This is a genomic window from Aliiroseovarius zhejiangensis, from assembly GCF_014656375.1.
GTDB classification, from domain to species: Bacteria; Pseudomonadota; Alphaproteobacteria; order Rhodobacterales; family Rhodobacteraceae; genus Aliiroseovarius; species Aliiroseovarius zhejiangensis.
Genome location: NZ_BNCH01000002.1, coordinates 275,617 through 296,928 on the forward strand (window position 1 = coordinate 275,617; position 21,312 = coordinate 296,928).

Here is a 21,312-nt window from a genome sequence, read left to right on the forward strand (position 1 = left end):
AATGAGCTAGCGACAGGCGGGTAAACCGTTCAAAGGAGCCACACGTGGAAGACCTTCTCAGAGAATATCTCCCCATCATCATTTTCCTCGGATTAGCGATTGTTATCGGTCTTGTTCTGATCCTTGCCGCCGTTGTGTTGGCGGTCCGCAATCCCGATCCCGAAAAACTCAGCGCCTATGAATGTGGCTTCAACGCCTTTGACGATGCGCGGATGAAGTTCGACGTCCGGTTCTATCTGGTGTCGATCCTGTTCATCATTTTCGACCTCGAAATCGCCTTCCTGTTCCCGTGGGCCGTGGCCTTCAAGGATGTGGGCATGGTCGGGTTCTGGTCGATGATGGTGTTCCTGGCCGTCCTGACGATCGGCTTTGCCTATGAGTGGAAGAAAGGGGCGCTGGAATGGGAGTGATGACCGGACCAAACACCGCCGAAGGCGATCGCGAACACGCCACGCGGCTTCTGAACGATCAGCTGGCCGACAAGGGTTTTCTGCTGACTACCACCGATGACATCATCAACTGGGCGCGCACCGGCAGCTTGCACTGGATGACCTTCGGTTTGGCCTGCTGCGCGGTCGAGATGATGCACGCATCCATGCCGCGTTATGACCTTGAACGCTATGGCGTTGCGCCGCGCGCCTCTCCGCGTCAGTCGGATGTGATGATCGTGGCGGGCACGCTGACCAACAAGATGGCACCGGCCCTGCGCAAGGTTTACGACCAGATGCCCGATCCGCGCTATGTGATCTCGATGGGGTCGTGTGCCAATGGCGGCGGCTATTACCACTATTCCTATTCCGTGGTGCGCGGCTGTGACCGGATCGTGCCCGTGGACATTTACGTGCCCGGCTGCCCCCCGACCGCCGAGGCGCTGGTCTATGGCATCCTGCAACTGCAACGCAAAATCCGCCGCACCGGCACGATTGTGAGGTAAGCGATGAGTGACGCCCTGAACGAACTTGGCGCCCTGCTGGAAGCCAAACGCCCCGATTGCGTGCTGGGCTGGGACATTGCCTTTGGCGAGTTGACCGTCACCGTGCCGCTGTCGGCCATTCCGTCTTTCATCGAGTTTCTGAAGACCGACACCGCCTGCAAATTCTCGACGCTGGTGGACATCACCGCTGTGGATTACCCGTCGCGCGAAGATCGCTTCGACGTGGTTTATCACTTCCTGTCGATGTACACGAACCTGCGCATCCGTGTGAAAGTCGCGATCCGCGAAGACGACATGGTGCCGTCGATCACCGAGGTTCACCCCTCGGCTGGTTGGTTCGAACGCGAAGTGTTCGATATGTTCGGCATCCTGTTTTCGGGTCACCCGGATCTGCGCCGGATCCTGACCGACTACGGTTTCCGCGGTCATCCGCTGCGCAAGGATTTCCCGACCACGGGTTATACCGAAGTGCGCTATGACGAGGTCGAGAAACGCGTGGTCTATGAGCCCGTATCGCTGACCCAGGAATATCGCCAGTTCGACTTCATGTCGCCGTGGGAAGGGGCCAACTATATCCTGCCCGGTGATGAAAAATCTGACGAGGCCAAGGGCTGAACCAGATGAGCGGGCAAACCTTCATATTCTGCCTTGGGGCAACGAAAGCTGGCACTAGCTGGCTGTTCGATTACCTGTCTGGCCACCGGGAGTGTCATCTTCCGGCGATGAAGGAATTGCATTACTTCGACGCGTTGGAGCATGGCACGGGCGATTTCTATCGCAAGCAGGCGCAAGCGCGGCTTGAGGCCGCCCGAAAAGACAAGCCGACCGCATGGCAGAAACGGCTGATTTCTGATCTGGAACGCTGGCTGGCGGTGTTTGACGGGAAGACGCGCAATGACGCGGCCTATCTGCGCTATGTGCAGGATGGCGGTGCCAAGGCGCGTGTAGTTGGTGACTTCACCCCTGCATATGGCTTGCTGAAAGAAAAAACGCTGAAAACCATGGCGGCGCTGACCGACAAGGTGCGGTTTGTCTATCTGATGCGCGATCCGGTGGATCGGATCTGGTCAAACATCCGCATGATGGCGGGCGGTGACGGGGCGACGCTGGATGCGAAGGTGGATGGCGTGCTGAACGGCACGGCAGAGAATATCCTTGATCGGTCGAACTATCGTCGCACGCTGAACCGGTTGACCCGCGCGATCCCGCGCGAGGCTCTGCATATCGAATTTTACGAACGGCTGTTCACGCCCGCCGCCATCGAACGTCTGTGCGCGTTTCTGGGGATCGCCCCCCAGCCCGCATCGTTCGACCGTGTGGTGCATGAAAGCGTGAAAGCCGACCTGCCCATGGGCCAACGCGCCCAACTTCAGGCAGCCCTTAAACCGCAATACAATTTCGTCGAGAAGTTCATGGGTGAGCTTCCGCCGGAATGGACCCAGAAGATGGTGAGCGCATGATGGACGGATCCAAGGATTTCAACGACGCCCTGACCGGCGAACAGAAGATCCGCAACTTCAACATCAACTTCGGCCCGCAACACCCGGCCGCCCACGGCGTGCTGCGCATGGTGCTGGAGCTGGACGGCGAGATTGTCGAACGGGCCGACCCGCATATCGGCCTGTTGCACCGTGGCACCGAAAAGCTGATGGAAAGCCGCACCTATCTGCAAAACCTGCCGTATTTTGACCGGTTGGATTATGTGGCCCCGATGAACCAGGAACATGCCTGGTGTCTGGCGATTGAAAAGCTGTGTGGCGTCGAGGTTCCGCGTCGCGGTTCGCTGATCCGCGTGCTGTTTTCGGAAATCGGCCGCATTCTGAACCACCTTCTGAACATCACCACGCAGGCGATGGATGTGGGCGCGCTGACGCCGCCGCTCTGGGGCTTCGAAGAGCGTGAGAAGCTGATGATCTTCTATGAACGCGCTTGCGGCGCGCGCCTGCACGCCAACTATTTCCGCCCCGGCGGTGTCCATCAGGACCTGCCGCCCGAACTGATCGACGATATCGAGACATGGGCCAACGAGTTTCCCGCCAAGATCGACGATATTGACGGGCTGTTGACCGAAAACCGCATCTTCAAACAACGCAACGCCGATATCGGCATCGTGACTGAAGAAGACATCCTGAACTGGGGCTTTTCGGGCGTGATGGTGCGTGGGTCGGGCTTGGCCTGGGACCTGCGCCGCGCGCAGCCCTATGAATGCTATGACGAGTTCGAGTTCCAGATCCCTGTCGGCAAGAACGGTGATTGCTATGACCGCTATCTTGTCCGCATGGAAGAGATGCGCCAGTCGCTGAAGATCATGCACCAGGCGATCGCGAAACTGCGCGCGCCGGACGGGCAGGGCGACGTGATGGCACGTGGCAAGCTGTCGCCGCCGCCACGGGGCGAGATGAAACGCTCGATGGAAGCGTTGATCCACCACTTCAAGCTGTACACCGAAGGCTTCAAGGTGCCTGCAGGCGAAGTGTATGCCGCCGTGGAAGCGCCCAAGGGCGAGTTCGGCGTCTATCTGGTGGCTGACGGGACCAACCGCCCCTACCGCGCCAAGATCCGCGCGCCGGGATACCTGCACCTGCAAGCTATGGACCATGTGGCCGGTGGCCACCAACTGGCCGACGTCGCCGCCATCATCGGCACCATGGACGTCGTGTTTGGGGAGATCGACCGCTAATGCTTCGCCGTTTGCATCATGAACAACCCGAAAGTTTTGCCTTCACCCCGGCCAACCAGGCCTGGGCCGAAGCGCAGATCACGAAATATCCCGAAGGGCGTCAGGCCTCGGCTGTGATCCCGCTGTTGTGGCGGGCGCAGGAACAGGAAGGCTGGCTGACCAAGCCCGCGATCGAGCATGTGGCGGATATGTTGGGCATGGCCGATATTCGCGTGCTGGAAGTCGCCTCGTTTTACTTCATGTTCCAGCTGCAACCTGTTGGGTCTGTTGCGCATATCCAGATTTGTGGCACCACGTCCTGCATGATTTGCGGCGCGGAGGACCTGATCGCAGTCTGTCGCGAAAAGATCGCCGACAAGCCGCATGTCGTGTCGACCGATGGCAAGTTCAGCTGGGAAGAGGTTGAATGCCTGGGCGCCTGCACCAACGCGCCCATGGCCCAGATTGGCAAGGACTATTACGAAGACCTGACCGCAGAAAGCCTTGGCAAGCTGCTGGATGACCTGGCTGCAGGCAAGGTGCCTGTGCCGGGCCCGCAAAACGGGCGCTATGCATCCGAGCCGCTGGGCGGGCTGACCTCGCTGACCGAATATGAAAGCGGCAAGACGCAGTATAACGCAAGCGTCCAACTGGCGACCGATCTTGGTGACACGATCAAGCGGATTGACGGCACCGAAGTGCCCCTGCTGACGCCGTGGCTTGGCAAGAACGCCACCAGCGGCAAGGCGCAACCGCCAAAACCCGCCGTGGACCCCAAGCCTGCCAACAAGCAAAAGCCTGTGCGCAAGGTGCCCGAGGATGACAGCAAGAAAATTGCCAAGCCCCCGGTCAAACCGGCAGCCGAACCGGTTGCCCCTGAGAACACCAAGAAACCCCGCACGATGAAAGCCCCCCGCAAGTCAGGCGCGGACGACCTGAAACTGCTGAAGGGCGTTGGCCCCAAGCTGGAAGGTGTCCTGAACGGGCTTGGCTTCTGGCATTTCGACCAGATCGCCAAATGGAATGCGGAAGAGATTGCCTGGGTTGACGATCAACTGTCCTTCAAGGGCCGGATTGAACGCGACGGCTGGGTCGAGCAAGCCAAAATCCTTGCAGAAGGCGGTGACACCGCGTTTTCGCGCAAGAACAAGAAGGGCGAGGTCTGACTGGAACCAGGTATGTTGACGGGTCGAATGGAACATAAGCGTCTGACAAGGCAGAAAAATGCCAACGCATCCGTGCGACCTGTTTTTGTGTCCACCATCAACAACAGGGATAGGGACAATGACTAAAGATACCGGGTTTTTCACCTGCAAGAATATCTGCTGGATCATCGGCGCGCTGCTTGGTTTTGCGCTGTTTCTGATGATCTCGGGCATCATCGGCCTGATCATCGGGATCGCCGTGGCCATTGGCTTGGCGATTTTCTTGCAGAAGGTCTTTTGCAGCGATGTGACCAGCACTGCGGTCGGAGAGATCGCACAGGCAGGCGATGACGTCGCGCCGGATGAGCGTGGGTCGGACGAGGTTGCGGCCTCGGCGGCCAGCATTCCGGCTGCGGCGATGGATGGGGCACCCGTCCCGGTCGAGGCCGCGACCGCCCCTCAGGCCCCCGCCGAGAAGACGGACGCCAAGCCTGCTGTGAAAAAGCCTGCTGCGAAAAAGACAGTCTCGGATACACCAGTGGCCAAGAAAGCCACGCCGAAAGGCTCTGCCGCCAAAGCAGCCAAACCGGCCGCAGCCGCACCGACCGGCCAGCCCAACAAGCCACACACCATGGATGCACCGCGCGCCTCGGGCGCCGATGATCTAAAGCAACTCAAAGGCGTCGGGCCGAAACTGGAGCAGACGTTGAACGCGCTTGGCTTCTGGCATTTCGACCAGATCGCCCAATGGGGCCCGGACGAGATCGCCTGGGTTGACGACAACCTGAGCTTCAAAGGTCGGATCGAACGGGACGGTTGGGTGGAACAAGCCAAGACCCTGGCCGAAGGCGGGGAAACCGCGTTCTCGAAGAAGGTCAAAAAGGGCGATGTTTATTAAAGGATGACACAGATCATGCACACCGATCCGAAAAACAGCTTACAGCGGGAAGGGCGCCTGGCGGGTCTTGTCATCGCCTTCACCGGTGCGCTGTGGGTCGGTGGCACCTGGGCGGGAAACCACTTTGGTTGGTCTCAATCAATCAGAGGTTTGTTGGACTTGTGCGCTTTGGCCGGGTTCGTGTTTGGCCTGGTGGTAACGTATCGGATCTGGCGCAAGCGCCGGGCGGATGAAGGATAAGAACGAATGCTGCAGGATAAAGACCGGATCTTTACCAACCTTTATGGCATGCACGACCGCACCCTTGCGGGCGCCAAACAGCGTGGCCATTGGGATGGCACCGCCGGGATCATCAAGAATGGGCGCGAGTGGATCATCGAGCAGATGAAAGCCTCGGGCCTGCGGGGTCGTGGTGGTGCGGGCTTCCCGACCGGTCTGAAATGGTCCTTCATGCCCAAGGAAAGCGACGGCCGTCCGGCCTATCTGGTGATCAACGCGGACGAATCCGAACCCGGCACCTGTAAAGACCGTGAGATCATGCGCCACGATCCGCACACGCTGATCGAGGGCGCGCTGATCGCGTCTTTCGCGATGAATGCGAACACCTGCTATATCTATCTGCGCGGCGAATATATCCGCGAGCGCGAGGCGCTTCAGGCGGCGATTGACGAATGCTATGATGCGGGGCTGCTGGGCAAGAACGCCGCGAAATCCGGCTGGGATTTCGACCTGTTCCTGCATCACGGGGCAGGCGCATATATCTGTGGCGAGGAAACCGCGCTTCTGGAGAGCCTTGAGGGCAAGAAAGGCATGCCACGCATGAAGCCGCCCTTCCCGGCGGGGGCGGGTCTGTATGGCTGCCCGACCACCGTGAACAACGTGGAAAGCATCGCCGTCGTGCCGACCATTCTGCGCCGCGGGCCGGAATGGTTTGCAGGCTTTGGCCGCCCCAACAACTCCGGCACCAAGCTGTTTGGCATCTCGGGCCATGTGAACAACCCCTGCGTTGTCGAAGAGGCAATGTCGATTTCCTTTGAGGAACTGATCGACAAGCATTGCGGCGGCATTCGCGGTGGCTGGGACAACCTGAAAGCCGTGATCCCCGGCGGCTCGTCGGTGCCGTGCGTGCGCGGTGAAAACATGCGCGACGCGATCATGGATTTCGACTATCTGCGCGGCGAGCTTGGCTCGGGTCTTGGCACCGCGGCGGTGATCGTGATGGACAAGCAGACCGACATCATCAAGGCGATCTGGCGTCTGGCGAAATTCTATAAGCACGAAAGCTGTGGTCAGTGCACGCCGTGCCGGGAAGGCACCGGCTGGATGATGCGCGTGATGGATCGCCTGATGCGCGGCGAAGCCGAGGTCGAGGAAATCGACATGCTGTGGGACGTGACCAAACAGGTCGAAGGTCACACGATCTGCGCCCTTGGCGACGCGGCCGCCTGGCCGATCCAGGGTCTGATCCGCAACTTCCGCGACGAAATCGAGGATCGCATCCGTGTGAACAAACAGGGTAAGGCCAGCATCGCGGCAGAATGATGCCGACCCGTGGCGAGCAAAGGAAATGATGATGAACATGCAGATCAACATACTGAAAACAGGCGGTTTTCCGTCCGTTTTCGCGCGTTGTTATTGCATGACAACACCCGCGCTCCCCATCTCCTTTTCAAGAAAAGGAGATATGGAATGATGAAACTTCGCCCCTTTGTGCTTGCCTCGGTCCTTGCCGCAACTGCGACGGCCGGATCAGCTTCGGCCACCGATTACTCGGTGTTACGCAAAGACGACCGGATGCACGCCGAATTGTTGAGTGCGTCGATCGCCTATCTGATCGACGAGAACTGTCCGACCCTGCGGTTGCGCAAGTTGCGCCTGCTGAACAAGGCGTTTTCGCTGCGCAAACACGCTGTGTCACTGGGATTCACGACGAAAGAAGTCATGGCCTATGTGGACAGCAAGGCTGAACAGGACCGCTTTCGCGCCATCGCCGAGCCCATGCTGGCCAAGCGTGGCGCAACGGCAGGCGACGAAGAAAGCTATTGCGCCATCGGGCGCGAAGAAATGGAAAAAGGCACCTTCGCAGGGTCATTGCTGACCAAACGCTAGGGGCTGACAGGTGCGGAGACGGGGAAAACCCCGCTTCGCGAATTGAAAAGGGACCGTGATGAGCGACTTGAAAAAGATCGTCATTGACGACATGGAAGTTGAAGTTGATGGCGCGATGACGCTGATTCAGGCCTGTGAAGTGGCCGGGATCGAGGTGCCGCGTTTCTGCTATCACGAACGCCTGTCGATTGCCGGCAACTGCCGCATGTGTCTGGTCGAGGTCGTTGGCGGCCCGCCCAAGCCCGCGGCGTCCTGTGCGATGCAGGTGCGTGACCTGCGCCCCGGTCCCGAAGGGGAACCGCCGGTCGTGAAAACCAACTCGCCGATGGTCAAGAAGGCCCGCGAAGGCGTGATGGAGTTCATGCTGATCAACCACCCGCTGGATTGCCCGATTTGCGATCAGGGCGGCGAGTGTGACTTGCAGGATCAGGCAATGGCCTATGGCATGTCCGGGTCGCGGTTCAGGGAACAGAAACGCGCGGTGGATGATCTGGATCTGGGGCCGCTTGTGGGCACCGCGATGACGCGCTGCATCAGCTGCACCCGTTGCGTGCGCTTCACCACCGAGATCGCCGGGATCACCCAGATGGGCCAGACCGGTCGCGGTGAGGATGCCGAGATCACCAGCTATCTGAACCAGACGCTGGATTCGAACCTTCAGGGCAACATCATTGACCTCTGCCCGGTCGGCGCGCTGACCTCGAAACCCTATGCGTTCACCGCCCGCCCGTGGGAGCTGACCAAGACCGAAACCATCGACGTGATGGACGCGCTTGGGTCGAACATCCGCGTGGACACCAAGGGTCGCGAAGTGATGCGCATCCTGCCGCGCAACCATGATGGCGTGAACGAGGAATGGATTTCCGACAAGACGCGCTTCATCTGGGATGGTCTGCGCCGCCAGCGGCTGGACGTGCCTTATGTGCGTGAGGGCGGCAAGCTGCGCAAAGCCACGTGGGGCGAGGCGCTGGCCAAGGCTGCCGAGGCCATGAAGGGTGCCAAGAAGGTTGCCGGTCTGGTCGGCGATCTGGCCTCGACCGAAGCCGCGTTCAGCCTGAAAATGCTGATCGAAGGGCTGGGTGGCAATGTTGAATGCCGCACGGACAATGCGCGCCTGCCAATCGGCAACCGCTCGGGCTATGTCGGCACGGCGCGGGTCGAGGACATCGACAACGCCAAGTTCATCCAATTGATCGGCACCAACCCGCGCGTTGAAGCGCCGGTTCTGAATGCCCGCATCCGCAAGGCGTGGCTGAAGGGGGCGCAGGTCGGTCTGGTCGGCGAACCGGTCGATCTGACCTATGACTACGCGCATGTCGGCAATGACCGTGCGGCGCTGGAAAGCATCGTAGGCAAGGAATACAGCGCGGTGAAGGATGCGCCGTCGGTCGTGATCGTCGGCATGGGCGCTTTGCGTGAAGCCGATGGTCTGGCGGTTCTGTCCAACGCGATGAAGCTGGCCGAGGATACCGGCTCCAAGCTGATGATCCTGCACACGGCTGCTGGCCGCGTGGGTGCGATGGACGTGGGTGCTGTGACCGAAGGTGGCATGGAGGCCGCGACGACGGGCGCCGATGTGATCTTCAACATGGGTGCGGACGAGATCGACATAGATGCCGGTCCCTTCGTGATCTATCAGGGCAGCCATGGCGACCGGGGCGCAATGCGCGCCGACGTGATCCTGCCGGGCGCGGCCTATACCGAAGAGGGCGGGCTGTTCGTCAACACCGAAGGGCGCCCGCAACTGGCGCTGCGTGCGAACTTCGCACCGGGTGAGGCCAAGGAAAACTGGGCGATCCTGCGGGCATTGTCGGCGGAACTGGGCGCGACGCTGCCATGGGACAGCCAGGCGGGCCTCCGCCGCGCCATGGTCGAGGCCGTACCGGTTCTGGCCGGGGTCGATCAGGTGGCTGAGAATGAATGGCAACCGCTGCCGGTCGAGAAAATGGGAGCGGCCAGCTTCCGTTACGTGATTGGCGATTTCTATCTGACCAACCCGATTGCACGGGCGTCGGAAGTGATGGCAGAGCTGTCCGCTCAGGCGCGCGCACGCGCGTCGTCGAAGCTGGCGGCGGAATAGGAACAAGGGCAGGACCGGGACGTGTTTGATCAGGAAAACGGCAACAAACCGGGGGTGGCGCTCTGTGCGGGCGGTGTCTGCGGTTTTGCCCATCCCATTGGTTCTGCAACAGAAAATGAATACCGACGGTCCGAGGGCATGACGCGACATGGTTGAATTCTTCACGACAACAAATCTGGGCATCGCCCTTCTGATCATCGGACAATGTCTGTTGATCGTGGTTCCGCTTTTGGTGGCGCTGGCGTTCCTTTTGTATTTCGACCGCAAGGTCTGGGCGGCGGTGCAGATGCGCAAGGGCCCCAACGTTGTGGGCGCGTTTGGCGTGCTGCAGAGCTTTGCCGACTTCATCAAATACGTGTTGAAGGAAATCGTGGTGCCCGCGGGCGCGGATCGGTTCGTCTTCTTCCTGGCCCCAATGATGAGCTTTGTGCTGGCCATGGTCGCCTGGTCGGTGATCCCGTTCAACGATGGCTGGGTTCTGGCCGATGTGAACGTGGCGATCCTGTTTGTCTTCGCGGTCTCCTCGCTTGAGGTTTACGGCGTGATCATGGGCGGCTGGGCCTCGAACTCGAAATACCCATTCCTAGGCTCGCTGCGGTCTGCCGCACAGATGATTTCCTATGAGGTGTCGATCGGTCTGATCATCATCGGCGTGATCCTGTCCACCGGGTCGATGAACTTTGGCGACATCGTGAACGCGCAGGACGGCAAAGGGCTGCTGAGCTGGTATTGGTTGCCGCATTTCCCGATGGTCTTCCTGTTCCTGATCTCGGCGCTGGCCGAAACCAACCGCCCGCCGTTTGACCTGCCCGAGGCTGAATCGGAACTGGTGGCGGGGTATCAGGTGGAATACTCCTCGACGCCCTTCCTTCTGTTCATGATCGGTGAATATGTGGCCATCGTTCTGATGTGCACGCTGATTTCGATCCTGTTCTTCGGTGGCTGGCTGTCGCCGGTCGAGGCGCTGCCGGATGGTATCCTGTGGCTGTTTGCGAAGATCTTCTTCTTCTTCTTCGTCTTCTCGATGATCAAGGCGATCACGCCGCGTTATCGCTATGACCAGTTGATGCGCATTGGTTGGAAAGTCTTCCTGCCCTTGTCGCTGGCATGGGTTGTTCTGGTCGCATTCTTCGCCCAATACGGGGCATTCTGGGGCACCTACGCCCGCTGGACAGTGGGGGGCTGATCAATGGCATTCGATTACGCACGCGCAACAAAATACTTCCTGCTGAGCGACTTCATCAAAGGGTTCGGGCTGGGGCTGAAATACTTCTTCTCGCCCAAGGCGACGCTGAACTATCCGCATGAAAAGGGGCCGCTGTCGCCCCGCTTCCGGGGTGAGCACGCGCTGCGCCGCTATCCCAACGGGGAAGAGCGGTGCATCGCCTGTAAACTCTGCGAGGCGATCTGCCCCGCGCAGGCCATCACCATCGACGCGGAACCGCGCGAGGACGGCTCGCGCCGCACCACGCGCTATGACATTGACATGACCAAATGCATCTATTGCGGCTTCTGTCAGGAAGCCTGCCCGGTGGATGCGATTGTCGAAGGCCCGAACTTCGAGTTTGCGACCGAAACCCGCGAAGAGTTGTTTTACGACAAGGCCAAACTGCTTGAGAACGGCGAACGCTGGGAAGCCGAGATTGCCCGCAACATCGAACTTGATGCGCCGTATCGCTAAGTGATCGCTAAGGAAAACCGATGAACGATTTCTCCAAACTATACGCTCAGATGATGGAGCAGGGGCAGGAAATGCTCCGCAACTTCAATCCTGCCCTGGAGACGTTCAAGCCCCAGGGGTTTGACAAGCTGTTGCCCACCATGCCGAAGGACATGATGGACATGATGTTTGGCAACGCCTTCAACAAGGATGGTCTGGATGCCAAGACGCGAATGTTGATCACGCTGGCCGGGCTGACCGTCTTGGGCGCGCAGGCTGATACGCAGATCAAGCTGACCGTGCGCCATGCTTTGGAAGCGGGCGCGACCGAGAAAGAGATCGCCGAGGTGATCTATCAAATGTCGATGCTGGGCGGCCTGCCGGCCATGACCCGTGCATTGGAACTGGCGCAAGCCGTGTTTGACGACAACGAGGAGGGGGACGCATGAGCGTTGCCGATTTCGCATTTTACCTCTTTGCCCTGACCACCGTGGTGGGCGGGTTCTTTACCGTTATGGCAAGAAACCCCGTGCATTCGGTCCTGTGGCTGATCACCGCTTTCGTCGGCGCCACCGGGCTGTTTGTCCTGCTGGGGGCCGAGTTCGTGGCGATGCTTCTGATGATCGTCTATGTGGGCGCGGTTGCGGTTCTGTTCCTGTTTGTCGTGATGATGCTGGACGTGGACTTTGCCGAGCTGAAGGCCGAGATGGCAAAATCGCTGCCACTGGCGCTTCTGATCGGTGTGATCCTGTTGATGGAACTGGCGACCATCTTCGGCACTTGGCAGTTTGCCGATGGCGCGGACGCCGCGCGGGCGGCTGTTGCGCCCGCTCTGGACGTGGCCCACAACACCCAGGCGTTGGGGCAGATCCTCTATACCGACTACATTCTGCTGTTCCAGTTGGCGGGTCTGATCCTGCTGGTGGCCATGATCGGTGCGATCGTGCTGACGCTGCGCCACCGCACGAATGTGAAACGTCAGAACGTGATTTCCCAGATGCACCGTGACCCCGCGAAGGCGATGGAAGTGATCGACGTGAAACCGGGGCAGGGGCTTTGATCGGGTCAGAAAGCAGAACTGTGATGAATACGCATAACAAGACTTGGGCGCGCTGCACCGGCAGCCAAGCCCGGAACGAAGGGACGCACGCACATGGTAGGACTTGAACATTATCTCGCGGTCGGGGCGGCCCTGTTCGTCATCGGCATTTTCGGGCTGTTCCTGAACCGCAAGAACGTCATCATTTTGCTGATGTCGATCGAATTGATGCTGCTGGCGGTGAATATCAACCTTGTCGCCTTCTCGTCCTATCTGGGTGATCTGGCTGGGCAGGTGTTCACCCTGTTCGTCCTGACCGTGGCCGCCGCCGAGGCCGCCATCGGCCTTGCGATCCTGGTCAGCTTCTTCCGCAACCGTGGCACGATTGATGTCGAAGACGTCAACGTGATGAAAGGCTAACGGCAAATGGTACAGATCATCCTTTTTGCCCCGCTCATCGGTGCGCTGATTGCGGGCTTCGGCCATCGGATCATTGGCGATAAGGGCGCACAGGTGTTGACCACTGCGCTGTTGTTCCTGTCCGCGCTTCTGTCCTGGGTCGTGTTCCTGGGCCTGGGCACCGAGACACAGCATATCCACCTGATGGACTGGGTTCAGTCGGGCACATTGTCGGTTGACTGGTCGATCCGTCTGGATCGTCTGACCGCGATCATGCTGATCGTCGTCACCACGGTGTCGTCGCTCGTGCACCTGTATTCCATGGGCTATATGGCCCATGACCCGCAGTTCGAAGGCGAAAGCTATCGCCCCCGTTTCTTCGCCTATCTCAGCTTCTTTACCTTCACGATGCTGATGCTGGTGACGGCGGATAACCTGCTGCAAATGTTCTTCGGCTGGGAAGGCGTGGGCGTGGCGTCCTATCTGCTGATCGGGTTTTACTACAAGAAACCGTCCGCAAACGCCGCCGCGATCAAGGCCTTCGTGGTAAACCGGGTCGGTGACTTTGGTTTTATCTTGGGCATCTTCGGGCTGTTCTACCTGACCGACAGCATCCGTCTGGACGACGTGTTCGCCGCAGCCCCCGCGCTGGCGGAAACGCAGTTGCACTTCCTCTGGACCGAGTGGAACGCGGCCAATCTTCTGGCCTTCCTATTGTTTGTCGGCGCAATGGGTAAATCGGCGCAGCTGTTCCTGCACACCTGGTTGCCGGATGCGATGGAAGGCCCGACCCCGGTATCGGCCCTGATCCACGCCGCGACCATGGTGACGGCGGGTGTTTTCCTGGTCTGCCGGATGTCTCCGCTGATGGAATACGCGCCCGAGGCCACCAATTTCATTGTGTTCCTGGGTGCCACCACCGCGTTTTTCGCGGCCACGGTGGGTCTGGTGCAAAACGACATCAAACGCGTGATCGCCTATTCGACCTGTTCGCAGCTGGGCTATATGTTCGTGGCCGCAGGCGTCGGCGTCTATTCGGTCGCGATGTTCCACCTGCTGACACACGCTTTCTTCAAGGCGATGCTGTTCCTTGGCGCAGGTTCCGTGATCCACGGCATGCACCACGAGCAGGACATGCGGAACTATGGCGATCTGCGCAAGAAACTGCCCGTGACCTTCTGGGCAATGATGATCGGCACGCTGGCGATCACCGGGGTCGGCATTCCGCTGACCACGATCGGCTTTGCAGGCTTCCTGTCAAAAGACGCGATCATCGAAAGCGCCTATGCCGGCACAAACGGGGGCTATGCGTTCTGGATGCTGGTCATCGCGGCGCTGTTCACCAGTTTTTACAGCTGGCGCCTGATGTTCATGACCTTCTATGGCAAGGCGCGCGGCGACAAGCACACGCATGAGCACGCGCATGAAAGCCCGATGGTCATGCTGGTGCCGCTGGGCGTTCTGGCGCTGGGGTCGATCTTTGCCGGGATGATCTGGTATGGCTCGTTCTTCGGCGATCACCACAAGGTAAACCACTTCTTCGGGATCGAGGCTCATGCCGAAGCCGGGGAACATGCCGAGGCGGCTGACGATCACGGCGACAGCACCGAAGTTGCCGCTGAGACTCACACCGAAGCCGCACCTGCAGATGCAGACCACGCCACGGACGAGGATCACGCCGAAACCATGGCTGATCCGGACCACGCCCCGGTGGCCGCCGCCCATCACGGCGAGGCCCCGAAAGGCGCGATCTTCATGGCCCCGGACAACCACGTGATTGACGACGCGCACCATGCGCCCGCATGGGTCAAGGTGTCGCCCTTCATCGCGATGCTGATCGGCTTTGTCGTGGCCTTCTGGTTCTACATCGTGAACACGAGCCTGCCGAAACGGTTGGCCGAGACGTTCCCGCATGTCTATCAGTTCCTTCTGAACAAATGGTACTTCGACGAGATCTATGACGTGATCTTCGTGAAGCCCGCCTTTGCGATCGGTCGGTTCCTGTGGAAACGCGGCGACGGCAATGTCATTGACGGCTTCCTGAACGGGGTCGCAATGGGCGTCGTGCCGTGGTTCACCAAACAGGCTGGCCGGGCACAGTCCGGTTACGTCTTCACATATGCCTTCGCGATGGTCCTTGGCATCGTCGCGCTGGTGACAATCATGATCCTCTTCAGCGGTGGAGCGCACTAATGAACAACCTGCTTTCCATCATCACCTTCCTGCCGCTGGTCGCAGCCGTCATTCTTGCGCTGTTTCTGCGCGGCGATGACGAAGCGGCTGCGCGCAATGCCAAGTGGCTTGCGCTTGCGGCAACCGTGGCGACCTTCCTGTTCTCGCTTCTGCTGCTGACCGGGTTCGACCCTGCCGACACGGGCTTTCAGTTCGTGGAAGAGGGCAGCTGGATCATGGGCCTGAAATACAAGATGGGTGTCGACGGGATCTCGGTCCTGTTCGTCTTGCTCACCACCTTCATGATGCCCCTGACGATTTATGCCAGTTGGGGTGTCACGTCGCGCGTTAAGGAATACATGATCGCCTTCCTGCTTTTGGAAACGCTCATGCTGGGCGTGTTCATGGCGCTGGATCTGGTGCTGTTCTATCTGTTCTTCGAGGCAGGCCTGATCCCGATGTTCCTGATCATCGGCATCTGGGGCGGCAAGGAACGCATCTATGCCGCGTTCAAATTCTTCCTCTATACCTTCCTTGGGTCGGTTCTGATGCTGGTCGCGATGGTCTATATGTATGTGGACGCAGGTACGACCGACATTCCGACACTGATGAGCCACAAGTTCGGGTCGGATACGTTCAGCCTGTTGGGCATTCAGATCGTGGGCGGCGCGCAGACCCTGCTGTTCTTGGCCTTCTTCGCCAGCTTCGCGGTGAAAATGCCGATGTGGCCGGTGCACACCTGGTTGCCCGACGCCCACGTTCAAGCCCCCACGGCGGGGTCTGTCGTGCTGGCTGCGATCCTTCTGAAAATGGGGGGCTATGGCTTCCTGCGGTTCAGCCTGCCGATGTTCCCCATCGGCGCGGATGTGATGGCAACTTTTGTGCTGTGGCTGTCGGTGATCGCGATTGTCTATACCTCGCTGGTGGCGCTGGTGCAGGAGGACATGAAAAAGCTGATCGCTTATTCCTCGGTCGCGCATATGGGCTATGTGACCGCCGGTATCTTTTCGCTCAACCAACAAGGCGTCGACGGCGCGATCTTCCAGATGCTGAGCCACGGCTTCATCTCGGGCGCGCTCTTCCTTTGTGTTGGCGTCATCTATGACCGGATGCACACGCGCGAGATCGACGCTTATGGTGGCCTTGTGAACCGGATGCCGGCCTATGCGTTGATCTTCATGTTCTTCACCATGGCCAATGTTGGCCTTCCGGGAACTTCGGGCTTTGTCGGTGAATTCCTGACGCTGGTCGGCATGTTCCAGGCCAACACCTGGGTCGCACTGATTGCTGCGTCAGGCGTGATCTTCTCGGCGGCCTATGCGCTGTATCTCTATCGCCGCGTCGTCTTTGGCGATCTGATCAAGGAAAGCCTGAAGTCGATCACCGACATGGACCGTCGCGAGAAGATGATCTTCGCACCGCTCGTGTTCATGACCTTGCTTCTGGGCGTCTATCCCAGCCTTGTGACCGACCTGATCGGCCCCTCGGTCGAGGCGCTTCTGACCAACTTCCACGCTGCCATCCCTGCCGAAGTCGCAGAGATGGCGCAGACCGCATCGCATTAAGGAGAGCGAGATATGAGCTCTGTTGATATTCAAACGGTTCTGCCCGAGCTGATCCTGTCGGTCTATGCGATGATCGCCCTGTTGGCGGCGGTCTATACCAGCAAGGATGGGCTGGCCAAACCGCTGACCTGGCTGACCGGGGCCGTGATGGTCGTGGTCGCGCTGCTGGTCGCCGGGGGCGACGGGGCACGGGCTGCTTTTGGCGGCATGTTCCTGGACGATGCCTATGCCCGCTTTGCCAAGGTCGCCATTTTGCTTGCCGCCGCCGCCGTTCTGGTGATGGGCGAGGCGACGATGTCGCGCCGTGGCCTTTTGCGGTTCGAATACCCCATCCTCGTGACACTGGGCACGGTCGGCATGATGATGATGGTGTCGGCGGGCGACCTGATGGCGCTTTACATGGGGTTGGAGCTTCAATCCCTGTCGCTTTATGTGGTGGCGTCGTTGAACCGCGACAGCGTGAAATCGACCGAAGCCGGTCTGAAGTACTTTGTGCTGGGCGCCTTGTCATCCGGTCTGCTTCTTTACGGTGCCTCGCTGACCTATGGCTATGCCGGGACGACGCTGTTCTCGGGCATCATCCAGGCCGCCAGCGACGGTCACGTCGGGCTTGGCCTGCTGATCGGTCTGGTCTTCGTGACGGCTGGTATGGCCTTCAAGGTCTCGGCCGTGCCGTTCCACATGTGGACGCCGGATGTGTACGAAGGCGCGCCGACCCCGGTCACCGCCTTCTTTGCCACCGCGCCGAAGCTGGCCGCAATGGGCCTGTTTGCGCGCGTGTTGTTTGATGCATTCGGTCAAGCCGTGGGCGACTGGCAACAGATCATCGCGCTGCTGGCAGTGTTGTCGATGTTCCTTGGTGCGATTGCCGCCATCGGACAGACCAACATCAAGCGCCTGATGGCCTATTCGTCGATCGCGCATATGGGATTTGCGTTGCTGGGCCTGGCGGCGGGCAGCGCCTATGGCGTGCAGGCGATGCTGCTGTATATGGCGGTTTACCTGACGATGAACATCGGCACCTTTGCCTTCATCATGTCGATGGAGCGTGACGGGCGTCCGATTGCCGACATCTCGGCCCTGAACCAGTTTGCGGTGAAGGACAAGCTCAGGGGGCTGGCAATGCTGATCCTCTTGTTCTCGCTGGCCGGTGTGCCGCCAATGCTGGGCTTCTTTGCCAAATACGGCGTGCTGATCGCCGCGGTGCAGGCGGGGCTGACCTGGCTGGCCGTGGCCGGTGTGGTCGCTTCGGTCATCGGGGCGTTCTATTATCTGCGCATCGTCTATTACATGTATTTCGGCGAAGAAGGCGAAGGGCTGGAACTGAAGATGTCGCCTGCGGCCTGGGTGGCGCTGGTCGGGTCGGCTGCGATCGTCGTTCTGGGCGTCGTGAACTTCTTTGGCATCGAAACCGCCGCTGCGGCTGCGGCCGAAGCCCTTGTCAACTAAGGCGGGCACGGCCTGGCCCGAAGGCGTTGGAAAACGTGTTCTGGATCAGGTCGACAGCACCAATGAAGAGGCCCGGCGCATCGCGCCGGGTCTTTTGGGTCCGACATGGATCCTGGCCCATCGGCAAACCGCAGGCCGCGGGCGCAGGGGCAGGGCATGGGCCGACCCCAAAGGGCATTTTTCCGCCACGCTTGTCATGCGCCCGTCCGAGCCGCCTGCCAAAGTCGCGCTCAGAAGTTTCGTGGCGTCGCTGGCGCTTTACGACGCGTTCGTCATGGCCACGGGGCGGACCGATGCGTTTTCGCTGAAATGGCCCAATGACGTGCTTCTGAACGGTGGCAAGGTGGCGGGGATCCTGCTGGAAAGTGCCGGATTGGGAGCGCAGGTCGGGCATTTTGCCATCGGCATCGGCGTAAACCTGATCGACGTGCCGGAAGGGGCTGCCATCGAGGGGCGGGCTGTCGCGCCGGTCAGTCTGGCGGGGGAAACCGGCGTGCACCTGACGCCGGAGGCATTTCTGGACCTTCTGGCCCCGGCCTATGCCCGGCACGAGGCGACCTTCACCACCTATGGCTTTGCTCCGATCCGCGAAGCCTGGCTGGCGCGCGCGGCCCGTCTGGGCGAGGTGATCACCGCCCGCACCACGCGGACCGAACATGCGGGTCGGTTTGACACGGTGGACGCCGACGGCAACCTTGTCTTATCAACAGCCACATCCCGCGTGGTGATCCCCGCGGCCGAGATTTTTTTCTAAGGGGGGCACATATGCTTCTGGCCATCGACTGCGGCAACACGAACACGGTCTTTTCGATCTGGGATGGCGACAAGTTCTTGTGCACGATGCGCACCTCGACCCATCATTCGCGCACGGCGGATGCCTATTTCACCTGGTTTTCGACCTTGTTGAACCATTACCGGATCAAACCCGACATCACCGGGGTTGTGGTCAGTTCAACGGTGCCGCGCGTCGTGTGGAACCTGCGCGTCTTTGCCGACCGCTTCTTTGGCTGCCGCCCGCTGGTGGTCGGCAAGCCGGATTGCCTTCTGCCGGTGGCGCCGCGCGTCGATCAGGGCGCTAACCCCGGCCCGGACCGCTTGGCCAATGCGGTTGCCGCATTTGAAAGCTATGGCGGCGACTGCATGGTGGTTGATTTCGGCACCGCCACCAATATCGATGTGGTGGCGCATGATGGGGCCTATATCGGAGGCGTGATCGCGCCGGGGGTGAACCTGTCGCTTGAGGCCCTGCACCAAGGAGCTGCCGCGCTGCCGCATGTGGATGTGACCCAGCCCGACAAGGTGATCGGCACCAACACGGTCGAATGTATTCAGTCCGGTATTTTCTGGGGTTATGTCGGCCTTGTTCAAGGGCTGGTGCAGAAGGTGAAAGACGAATACGGTCTGCCGATGAAAGTGATTGGCACCGGCGGGCTGGCTCCGCTGTTCGAGCAGGGCGCCCATCTGTATGACGAGATCGACCACGACCTGACCCTTCACGGGTTGGTTCGTATTTACAATTATAACGAGGAACAGGGCAATTTATGACCGCTGACCGTCTGATTTACCTCCCGCTGGGGGGCGCCGGCGAGATCGGCATGAACGCCTATGTCTATGGCTATGGCAAACCGGGCAAGGAACGTCTGATCCTTGTCGATCTGGGTGTGACCTTTCCCGATATGGACACCACGCCGGGTGTGAACCTGATCATGCCTGACGTCAGTTGGCTGGCCGAAAATGCCGACCGGCTTGAGGCGATCTTCATCACCCACGCGCACGAGGATCACGTGGGCGCCGTGGGGCGGCTCTATTCGCGTCTGAAAGCACCGATCCACGCGCGCCCCTTTACCCGCTATCACGCGCAACGCAAGATGGAGGAAGCGGGGCAGGTGCCCGAAGTCGTGATCGCGGCAGACAGCTATCCGCAAGTGATCGAGGCAGGGCCGTTCAAGGTCAGCTTCCTGCCGCTCAGCCACTCGATCCCGGAAAGCGCGGGTCTGGTGATTGATACGCCCGCAGGCCGGATCGTGCATACGGGCGACTTCAAACTGGATGAAACCCCGGTGCTGGGCGATCCGTTTGACGAGGCGCTGTGGCGCGAGATTGCGAAGCCGGGCGTCAAGGTGCTGGTCTGCGATTCCACGAACGTGTTTTCGACCCATCCCGGCCGGTCCGAGGCCGAGGTCGGCCCCGAACTGGTCAAGCTGATCAGCGAGGCGCCGCATATGGTGGTGGCGACCACTTTTGCCTCGAACGTGGCGCGGGTGAAACAACTGGCCGAGGCTGGTAAGGCGGCGGGCCGCTCGGTCTGTTTGTTGGGTCGTGCGATGCGGCGCATGATTCAGGCGGGTGTGGAAACCGGCGTGCTGGGCGACTTTCCCGCGACGATCACGGTCGAAGATGCACGTGACGTGCCGCGCGAAAACCTGATGCTGATCGTTACCGGAAGTCAGGGCGAACGGCGCGCGGCGTCGGCGCAACTGGCGCGCGGCAAATACATGGGCCTGTCGATGGCGGAAGGGGACATGTTCCTGTTCTCATCCAAGACCATTCCCGGCAATGAGCGCGGCGTGATCCGCATCATGAATGCGTTCTCGGAAATGGGTGTCGACCTGGTGGCGGAAAGCGACCGTTACCACGTCTCGGGCCATGCCAATCGCCCTGACCTGCAACGGGTGCACGACATTCTGGATCCACAGATGGTGATCCCGATGCATGGCGAACACCGGCATCTGCGTGAACATGCCAAACTGGCGGCAGAGGGCGGGCGCGAGGCGTTGGTCGTGGTGAACGGCGCGGTGTGTGATCTGACCGGCGATGCGCCGCATGTGGTCGAGCATGTGGATACGGACCGGATCTATCTGGATGGCGACATCCTGATCGGGTCGCTGGACGGCGTGGTGCGCGATCGCATCCGGCTGGCGCTGAACGGTCATGTCATCGTGAATGTGATCGTGGAAGGGGATGAGCCACTTGGCGATCCCTGGGTCGAGATCATGGGCCTGCCCGAGATCGGATCATCCAAAGCGCCTCTGGTCGATGTGCTGGAGGAAGATCTGGGTCAGTTCCTGATGCGCGCCGGACGCAAGACTTTGCGGGATGACGACAAGCTGGGGGAAGAGCTGAAGCGCCTGGCCCGCAAGACCGCCAGTGACGAGATCGGGCGCAAGCCCGAGGTGACCGTGGTGGTCAGTCGCCTGGAATAG

The 21,312-nt window shown here is 60.1% G+C and carries 23 protein-coding genes; all 23 read left to right on the forward strand.

What is annotated here, in order from left to right; translation table 11 throughout:
• The first annotated feature begins 44 nt into the window (after nucleotides 1-44).
• Nucleotides 45-410: an NADH-quinone oxidoreductase subunit A gene (locus IE188_RS06015; RefSeq protein ID WP_091429417.1), complete on the forward strand. Its 366-nt coding sequence runs from the start codon at nucleotides 45-47 to the stop codon at nucleotides 408-410.
• A complete protein-coding gene (locus IE188_RS06020; RefSeq protein WP_191285921.1) occupies nucleotides 410-934 on the forward strand; it encodes a NuoB/complex I 20 kDa subunit family protein in 525 nt (174 codons plus the stop codon). The genes IE188_RS06015 and IE188_RS06020 overlap by 1 nt, the downstream gene beginning before the upstream one ends.
• Nucleotides 935-937: 3 nt before the next feature.
• A complete protein-coding gene (locus tag IE188_RS06025) occupies nucleotides 938-1,549 on the forward strand; it encodes an NADH-quinone oxidoreductase subunit C (protein WP_191285568.1) in 612 nt (203 codons plus the stop codon).
• 5 nt (nucleotides 1,550-1,554) lie between these two features.
• Nucleotides 1,555-2,394: a sulfotransferase gene (locus IE188_RS06030; RefSeq protein ID WP_191285569.1), complete on the forward strand. Its 840-nt coding sequence runs from the start codon at nucleotides 1,555-1,557 to the stop codon at nucleotides 2,392-2,394.
• On the forward strand, nucleotides 2,394-3,614 hold the full coding sequence (locus IE188_RS06035) for an NADH-quinone oxidoreductase subunit D (protein WP_191285922.1): 1,221 nt from the start codon (nucleotides 2,394-2,396) through the stop codon (nucleotides 3,612-3,614). The genes IE188_RS06030 and IE188_RS06035 overlap by 1 nt, the downstream gene beginning before the upstream one ends.
• The gene (locus IE188_RS06040) at nucleotides 3,614-4,759 is read left to right on the forward strand and encodes an NADH-quinone oxidoreductase subunit E (RefSeq protein ID WP_191285570.1); all 1,146 of its coding nucleotides are present in this window, start codon (nucleotides 3,614-3,616) and stop codon (nucleotides 4,757-4,759) included. The genes IE188_RS06035 and IE188_RS06040 overlap by 1 nt, the downstream gene beginning before the upstream one ends.
• A 118-nt stretch (nucleotides 4,760-4,877) precedes the next feature.
• A complete protein-coding gene (locus IE188_RS16755) occupies nucleotides 4,878-5,636 on the forward strand; it encodes a hypothetical protein (RefSeq protein WP_229836546.1) in 759 nt (252 codons plus the stop codon).
• Nucleotides 5,637-5,639: 3 nt separating this feature from the next.
• Nucleotides 5,640-5,876, forward strand: a complete 237-nt coding sequence (locus IE188_RS06050) for a DUF5337 domain-containing protein (protein WP_229836547.1) — start codon at nucleotides 5,640-5,642, stop codon at nucleotides 5,874-5,876.
• 6 nt (nucleotides 5,877-5,882) lie between these two features.
• A complete protein-coding gene (nuoF, locus tag IE188_RS06055; RefSeq protein WP_191285571.1) occupies nucleotides 5,883-7,178 on the forward strand; it encodes an NADH-quinone oxidoreductase subunit NuoF in 1,296 nt (431 codons plus the stop codon).
• 147 nt (nucleotides 7,179-7,325) lie between these two features.
• Nucleotides 7,326-7,745, forward strand: a complete 420-nt coding sequence (locus IE188_RS06060) for a DUF5333 domain-containing protein (protein WP_191285572.1) — start codon at nucleotides 7,326-7,328, stop codon at nucleotides 7,743-7,745.
• 58 nt (nucleotides 7,746-7,803) lie between these two features.
• A complete protein-coding gene (gene nuoG / locus IE188_RS06065) occupies nucleotides 7,804-9,825 on the forward strand; it encodes an NADH-quinone oxidoreductase subunit NuoG (protein ID WP_191285573.1) in 2,022 nt (673 codons plus the stop codon).
• 21 nt (nucleotides 9,826-9,846) lie between these two features.
• Nucleotides 9,847-9,981, forward strand: coding sequence for a hypothetical protein (locus tag IE188_RS16830; protein ID WP_268246016.1), 135 nt, complete (start codon nucleotides 9,847-9,849; stop codon nucleotides 9,979-9,981).
• The gene (nuoH, locus tag IE188_RS06070) at nucleotides 9,974-11,011 is read left to right on the forward strand and encodes an NADH-quinone oxidoreductase subunit NuoH (protein WP_191285574.1); all 1,038 of its coding nucleotides are present in this window, start codon (nucleotides 9,974-9,976) and stop codon (nucleotides 11,009-11,011) included. The genes IE188_RS16830 and nuoH overlap by 8 nt, the downstream gene beginning before the upstream one ends.
• A 3-nt stretch (nucleotides 11,012-11,014) precedes the next feature.
• Nucleotides 11,015-11,506 (forward strand): NADH-quinone oxidoreductase subunit NuoI, encoded by a 492-nt coding sequence (gene nuoI / locus IE188_RS06075; protein WP_191285575.1) that lies wholly within the window; start codon nucleotides 11,015-11,017, stop codon nucleotides 11,504-11,506.
• 20 nt (nucleotides 11,507-11,526) lie between these two features.
• On the forward strand, nucleotides 11,527-11,934 hold the full coding sequence (locus IE188_RS06080; RefSeq protein WP_191285576.1) for a carboxymuconolactone decarboxylase family protein: 408 nt from the start codon (nucleotides 11,527-11,529) through the stop codon (nucleotides 11,932-11,934).
• Nucleotides 11,931-12,545: an NADH-quinone oxidoreductase subunit J gene (locus tag IE188_RS06085; RefSeq protein ID WP_191285577.1), complete on the forward strand. Its 615-nt coding sequence runs from the start codon at nucleotides 11,931-11,933 to the stop codon at nucleotides 12,543-12,545. The genes IE188_RS06080 and IE188_RS06085 overlap by 4 nt, the downstream gene beginning before the upstream one ends.
• A 93-nt stretch (nucleotides 12,546-12,638) precedes the next feature.
• Complete coding sequence (nuoK, locus tag IE188_RS06090) at nucleotides 12,639-12,944, forward strand: NADH-quinone oxidoreductase subunit NuoK (RefSeq protein WP_191285578.1); 306 nt, start codon at nucleotides 12,639-12,641, stop codon at nucleotides 12,942-12,944.
• A 6-nt stretch (nucleotides 12,945-12,950) separates the two neighbouring features.
• Nucleotides 12,951-15,116: an NADH-quinone oxidoreductase subunit L gene (gene nuoL, locus IE188_RS06095; RefSeq protein ID WP_191285579.1), complete on the forward strand. Its 2,166-nt coding sequence runs from the start codon at nucleotides 12,951-12,953 to the stop codon at nucleotides 15,114-15,116.
• Complete coding sequence (locus IE188_RS06100) at nucleotides 15,116-16,660, forward strand: NADH-quinone oxidoreductase subunit M (protein ID WP_191285580.1); 1,545 nt, start codon at nucleotides 15,116-15,118, stop codon at nucleotides 16,658-16,660. Before nuoL ends, IE188_RS06100 begins: the two co-directional genes overlap by 1 nt.
• Before the next feature lie 12 nt (nucleotides 16,661-16,672).
• On the forward strand, nucleotides 16,673-18,109 hold the full coding sequence (nuoN, locus tag IE188_RS06105) for an NADH-quinone oxidoreductase subunit NuoN (protein ID WP_191285581.1): 1,437 nt from the start codon (nucleotides 16,673-16,675) through the stop codon (nucleotides 18,107-18,109).
• Nucleotides 18,099-18,863: a biotin--[acetyl-CoA-carboxylase] ligase gene (locus IE188_RS06110; RefSeq protein ID WP_191285582.1), complete on the forward strand. Its 765-nt coding sequence runs from the start codon at nucleotides 18,099-18,101 to the stop codon at nucleotides 18,861-18,863. Before nuoN ends, IE188_RS06110 begins: the two co-directional genes overlap by 11 nt.
• Before the next feature lie 11 nt (nucleotides 18,864-18,874).
• Entirely contained in the window at nucleotides 18,875-19,654 is a 780-nt protein-coding gene (locus IE188_RS06115; protein WP_191285583.1) for a type III pantothenate kinase, read from the forward strand.
• On the forward strand, nucleotides 19,651-21,312 hold the full coding sequence (locus tag IE188_RS06120) for a ribonuclease J (RefSeq protein ID WP_191285584.1): 1,662 nt from the start codon (nucleotides 19,651-19,653) through the stop codon (nucleotides 21,310-21,312). Before IE188_RS06115 ends, IE188_RS06120 begins: the two co-directional genes overlap by 4 nt.

What these genes read in the sequence shown, in the direction of transcription:
- IE188_RS06120 (WP_191285584.1), top strand. Translation starts at nt 19,651, where the DNA reads ATGACCGCTGACCGTCTGATTTACCTCCCGCTGGGGGGCGCCGGCGAG.
- IE188_RS06020 (WP_191285921.1), top strand. Translation starts at nt 410, where the DNA reads ATGACCGGACCAAACACCGCCGAAGGCGATCGCGAACACGCCACGCGG.
- IE188_RS16755 (WP_229836546.1), top strand. Translation starts at nt 4,878, where the DNA reads ATGACTAAAGATACCGGGTTTTTCACCTGCAAGAATATCTGCTGGATC.
- IE188_RS06040 (WP_191285570.1), top strand. Translation starts at nt 3,614, where the DNA reads ATGCTTCGCCGTTTGCATCATGAACAACCCGAAAGTTTTGCCTTCACC.
- IE188_RS06030 (WP_191285569.1), top strand. Translation starts at nt 1,555, where the DNA reads ATGAGCGGGCAAACCTTCATATTCTGCCTTGGGGCAACGAAAGCTGGC.
- IE188_RS06050 (WP_229836547.1), top strand. Translation starts at nt 5,640, where the DNA reads ATGACACAGATCATGCACACCGATCCGAAAAACAGCTTACAGCGGGAA.
- IE188_RS06115 (WP_191285583.1), top strand. Translation starts at nt 18,875, where the DNA reads ATGCTTCTGGCCATCGACTGCGGCAACACGAACACGGTCTTTTCGATC.
- nuoK (WP_191285578.1), top strand. Translation starts at nt 12,639, where the DNA reads ATGGTAGGACTTGAACATTATCTCGCGGTCGGGGCGGCCCTGTTCGTC.
- nuoI (WP_191285575.1), top strand. Translation starts at nt 11,015, where the DNA reads ATGGCATTCGATTACGCACGCGCAACAAAATACTTCCTGCTGAGCGAC.
- nuoN (WP_191285581.1), top strand. Translation starts at nt 16,673, where the DNA reads ATGAGCTCTGTTGATATTCAAACGGTTCTGCCCGAGCTGATCCTGTCG.
- nuoG (WP_191285573.1), top strand. Translation starts at nt 7,804, where the DNA reads ATGAGCGACTTGAAAAAGATCGTCATTGACGACATGGAAGTTGAAGTT.
- IE188_RS06035 (WP_191285922.1), top strand. Translation starts at nt 2,394, where the DNA reads ATGGACGGATCCAAGGATTTCAACGACGCCCTGACCGGCGAACAGAAG.
- IE188_RS06085 (WP_191285577.1), top strand. Translation starts at nt 11,931, where the DNA reads ATGAGCGTTGCCGATTTCGCATTTTACCTCTTTGCCCTGACCACCGTG.
- nuoF (WP_191285571.1), top strand. Translation starts at nt 5,883, where the DNA reads ATGCTGCAGGATAAAGACCGGATCTTTACCAACCTTTATGGCATGCAC.
- nuoH (WP_191285574.1), top strand. Translation starts at nt 9,974, where the DNA reads ATGGTTGAATTCTTCACGACAACAAATCTGGGCATCGCCCTTCTGATC.
- IE188_RS06060 (WP_191285572.1), top strand. Translation starts at nt 7,326, where the DNA reads ATGATGAAACTTCGCCCCTTTGTGCTTGCCTCGGTCCTTGCCGCAACT.
- nuoL (WP_191285579.1), top strand. Translation starts at nt 12,951, where the DNA reads ATGGTACAGATCATCCTTTTTGCCCCGCTCATCGGTGCGCTGATTGCG.
- IE188_RS06025 (WP_191285568.1), top strand. Translation starts at nt 938, where the DNA reads ATGAGTGACGCCCTGAACGAACTTGGCGCCCTGCTGGAAGCCAAACGC.
- IE188_RS06100 (WP_191285580.1), top strand. Translation starts at nt 15,116, where the DNA reads ATGAACAACCTGCTTTCCATCATCACCTTCCTGCCGCTGGTCGCAGCC.
- IE188_RS06080 (WP_191285576.1), top strand. Translation starts at nt 11,527, where the DNA reads ATGAACGATTTCTCCAAACTATACGCTCAGATGATGGAGCAGGGGCAG.